Source organism: Candidatus Skiveiella danica, from assembly GCF_022705245.1.
Taxonomy (GTDB): domain Bacteria; phylum Pseudomonadota; class Gammaproteobacteria; order Burkholderiales; family Burkholderiaceae_C; genus Skiveiella; species Skiveiella danica.
In genome coordinates this window covers 1-4020 of record NZ_JAKJEW010000064.1, presented here as the reverse complement: position 1 = coordinate 4020, position 4020 = coordinate 1, and the positions used below count along the sequence as shown (strand labels likewise).

Sequence of the window (4020 nt, the reverse complement as noted above, 5' to 3'; positions counted from 1 at the left end):
TGCTGGATCTGCCCGGCGATGGCAGCGTTGGCGGCTGCCGCCGGCAGCGTCGGATTCAGCTGGAAGGCGAGCTTGCCCTGGATGCGGGTCAGTTGAGCGGGAAGCCGGCCGTTGAGGTTCGTGTAGGCGTTCGGGCAGGTGTCGACGGTGATCGAGCCGCCAGCGCTTGTCAGGGTCGTGAAGCGGGCCGGGTTGGGAGATGCCATCAGCGCCCACACGTCGTCCGAACTCGAGAACGTGCCCGGATCGACCGTGCCGTCGATCAGGTCGTACATCGTGCAGTTGTGGATGAAGTTGACCAGGTCCGTGCGGAAGTTCGGATCCTGGAACGCGACGCCGCCTGTCTCCCGGATGAGGCGGTTGCCGAACATCAGTCCGTTCTTCTCGTAGCTCAGTTCGCTCGGCAGGGCGCCGACGCCCGGAATGACCTGGAAGGCCGTCTCGAACAGGCCCGTGAGCGTGTGCCCGACCGTGCTGGTGACGCTGCCGAGAAAGGCCACGCCGAAGGGGACGTTGGCCACCACCTTGACGGCGGATCCGCCGGTCTTGTCGACGACGCCCACGGTCACCCGCGGCACGATGAGGACGGAGAACACCAGCAGCACGGTGGCCAGCCACTTCCAGCCCTGCAGCTTCTCGGGCGCGAAGGCGTAGGCCACCAGCGCCGCGATGAACCCGCAGAAGGCCACGGCGGCGACCGCCGCCATGTAGTCGCCAGAGCCGTGGATGGTTGCCGCAGCGTTGAAGATGCCGAACAGGCTGTCGGCGTTCTGGTAGGCGTAGATTTCCCACATGCGTCGCTCCAGGGGGAGCGTGGATCCTGAAGCGATGTGACGATGGCGTCGGCCAGGAACGACCTCAAAAGCACGGGGATATCGGCACTAAGGTGAACGACGGACTCCCGCCGGGGCTGGCCCACCCCAACCGGCTGCACCCGGTGGAGGGCCATCTTCTTGCACCCACAAGCCCGACCGAAGGGCGATGGCGAGTGCAGGGCGATGCTGGGACGGTAGAGGTCCCCATCGAGTCCTCTGCATGCCGTGCACGCCGCCCGCCAGCCCGGTTCCTTACCCGGCTTGGCCAGCCGGCTCCACTACGAACGCCACCGACCGGAGCAGACCACGCTGTACCGCCTGGTCCAGCAGCATGCGGCCAGCTTCATCGCCCACACCGAGGCCAGCACGGACGCCGAGTTGCCGCGGTTCATCAAGGACGAGTTCGACGCCTTCCTCGAGTGCGGCATCCTGGCGCATGGATTCCTGCGGCTACGCTGCGGCGAGTGCGGCCACGACAAGCTGCTGGCCTTCAGCTGCAAGCGCCGGGGATTCTGCCCCTCTTGCGGCGCCCGGCGCATGTCGCAGACCGCTGCGCACCTGGTCGACCACGTCATCCCGCACGTGCCGGTGCGGCAATGGGTGCTGTCGCTGCCGATCCCGCTGCGCGTGCTGCTGGCCGCGCAGCCGGAACTGGTCACGCCGGTGCTGCAGGTGGTGCAGCGCGTGGTCACGCGACATCTGCTGCGGCAGGCGGGGCTCAAGGCTGACGAAGGTCACGGCGGCGCCGTCACGCTGATCCAGCGCTTTGGCTCGGCCGCCAACCTCAACATCCACCTGCACTGTCTGGTACTGGACGGGGTGTACTGCTGCGACGCCGATGGTTCGCCGGCCTTCATTGAGGCGGATGCGCCCACCGACGACGAATTGCACGCGCTGCTGCAGACCGTCATCGCCCGGCTGATGAAGATGCTCACGCGCCGGGGCGTGCTGGTCGAAGACATGGGCCAGACCTACCTGGCCGAGCCGGATGCCGACGGCGAGGAGGCGCGCACGCTGCGGCCGCTGCAGGCCGCGGCCATCACCTACCGAATCGCCTTCGGGCCGCGCGCCGGGCAGAAGGTGCTGACCCTGAGAGGCGCGATGCCGCGCGAGGACTCGGCCCGCCAGCCGCTGTGCGCCGACATCGACGGATTCAGCCTGCACGCCGCGGTGCGGGTCGAAGCCCATGACCGCAAGCGGCTGGAGCAGCTGTGCCGCTACATCACCCGGCCGGCGCTTTCCGACGAACGGGTGCAGGTCAATGCCGCCGGGCAGGTCGAGCTGAAGCTGAAGACACCGTGGCGCGACGGCACGACGCATCTGGTCTTGAGCCCGCTGGAGTTCATGCAGCGGCTTGCGGCGCTGGTTCCCCGGCCGCGTCTGCATCTCATCAGGTTCCACGGCGTGCTGGCGCCCAACGCCAAGCTGCGGTCCCTGGTGGTGCCGCAAGGGCCCGAGGTGGAGGAACGGGCCACCGCAGCCGTTGCCGCCAGCGAATGCGTGGTCCAGACCGAGACTAACCCGGACCGGCCGGACCGACCGCACCGAATTGCTTGGGCGCGGCTACTCAAGCGCGTGTTCGACATCGACATGCAGCACTGCCCCAACTGCGGCGCCGGGGAGCTCAAGATCATCGCGGCCATCCTGGAGCGACCGGTGATCGAGAAGATCCTGACCCACCTGGGACTGGATCCGCAGCCGCCGCCCAGAGGCCGAGCGCGCGAGGCGCGGCAAGACTGAAGCCGCCTGAGCCGCGTCGACCGTCCCGGACACCGTACACATCACAAAGGGCTGCGCAGCCTGGCGCCAGTGGCCGGTGGCGCTGCGCCCGCGTGCGGACTGGATGGCGGAAAACACAGGGTCAACCCCGAGATCAAGGCCCAACGAGCGCGAGGCGAGCCGTCAGGGCGGGCCGAATCCAGACAAGGCAACGGCCCAGGCGCCAGTTCCAAGCCATCCAGGCAGGCATCGGCTGCCCACCCAGGGCTGAGTCGGGCTTTCCAGGCTTTTCACAGACCAGACCGTTTGAAATTCCTATGCGCCCCCAACCGCTTTCGACCATGACAGGAGACATTCTCATGACCACCCGTTCCACTTTCCTGCGCCGGCTGCTGCCGGGCTTCGCCCTCAAGGTGTCTGCCGCCGCGGCGGGCATCACGGCTGTCCTCGCACCCGGCGTCGCGCACGCCGCCTATCCCGAGCAGCCCATCAAGATGGTGATCGCCTACGCACCCGGCGGTGGCACCGACATCATCGCCCGGCTGACCGCGCAGTTCATGCAGAAGCACCTGGGCAGCAGCTCGGCGTTCGTGGTGCTCAACAAGCCTGGTGCCGGCGGAGCGCTCGGCTTCACCGAACTGATGAACGCCACGCCCGACGGCTACACCGTCGGCTTCATCAACACGCCCAACGTGCTGACGATCCCGATCGAGCGCAAGGTCACCTTCCATTGGGAAAAGTACGACCTGATCGGCAACGTCATCGACGATCCGGGCAACTTCTCGGTGCATGCGGACACGCCGCTCAAGAGCCTGGCCGAACTGGCGGCCTACGCCAAGGCGAACCCGGGCGCCGTGACCTATGGCACCACCGGCATCGGCTCCGACGACCACCTGGCCGCGCTCGCCTTCGAGCGTGCCGCCGGTGTCAAGCTGACGCACGTACCCTTCAAGGGCGCCGCCGAGGTCCACAACGCTGTCGCCAGCAAGCAGATCATGGTGGCCGCGATCAACATCGGCGAAGCCCTCCAGTACCAGAAGGGCGGCACGCCGCTGCGCCATCTGGGGCAGATGAGCGAGAAGCGCTCGACCTTGGCGCCGAACATCCCGACCTTCAAGGAACAGGGCTTCAACGTCATCATGGCCTCGCTGCGCGGTGTGGCGGCGCCCAAGGGCCTACCGCCAGCGGTGCGTGAGCAACTCGTCATTGCACTGCAGAAAACAGCTGCGGATCCAGAGTTCCAGGCCAAGGCCGCCGGCTACTTCGCGCCGTTGCGCTACCTCGCACCGGCCGCGTACGCGCAGGAACTCAAGTCCGACGAAGCCGACTTCAGGCAGCTGTGGCAAACGGCGCCTTGGACGGACAAGTGACCACCTGATGACGGCAGGGACCCGACCTGTGCCGCCCAGGCTGCGGCGGATTCTCTGCCTCGACGACTTCGAGGAGGCCGCGCGCCGGCACTTGCCGGCGCCGGTGTTTGCGTATG

At 67.4% G+C, this 4020-nt stretch carries 3 protein-coding genes; 2 read left to right on the top strand and 1 reads right to left on the bottom strand.

Annotation, left to right across the window (positions count from 1 at the left end; translation table 11 throughout):
• The coding region (locus tag ACMUOY_RS19805; protein ID WP_413894458.1) for a conjugal transfer protein TraG N-terminal domain-containing protein at nucleotides 1–794 on the bottom strand (794 nt) is incomplete at its 3' end.
• Between the two features lie 246 nt (nucleotides 795–1040).
• Between ACMUOY_RS19805 and ACMUOY_RS19800 the strand changes: the two genes are divergently transcribed.
• Nucleotides 1041–2555 (top strand): transposase, encoded by a 1515-nt coding sequence (locus ACMUOY_RS19800; RefSeq protein ID WP_082368732.1) that lies wholly within the window; start codon nucleotides 1041–1043, stop codon nucleotides 2553–2555.
• Between the two features lie 338 nt (nucleotides 2556–2893).
• Entirely contained in the window at nucleotides 2894–3904 is a 1011-nt protein-coding gene (locus ACMUOY_RS19795; RefSeq protein WP_413894457.1) for a Bug family tripartite tricarboxylate transporter substrate binding protein, read from the top strand.
• Nucleotides 3905–4020: the final 116 nt, after the last annotated feature.

Coding starts and splice junctions, on each gene's coding strand:
- ACMUOY_RS19795 (WP_413894457.1), top strand. CDS start 2,894: ATGACCACCCGTTCCACTTTCCTGCGCCGGCTGCTGCCGGGCTTCGCC.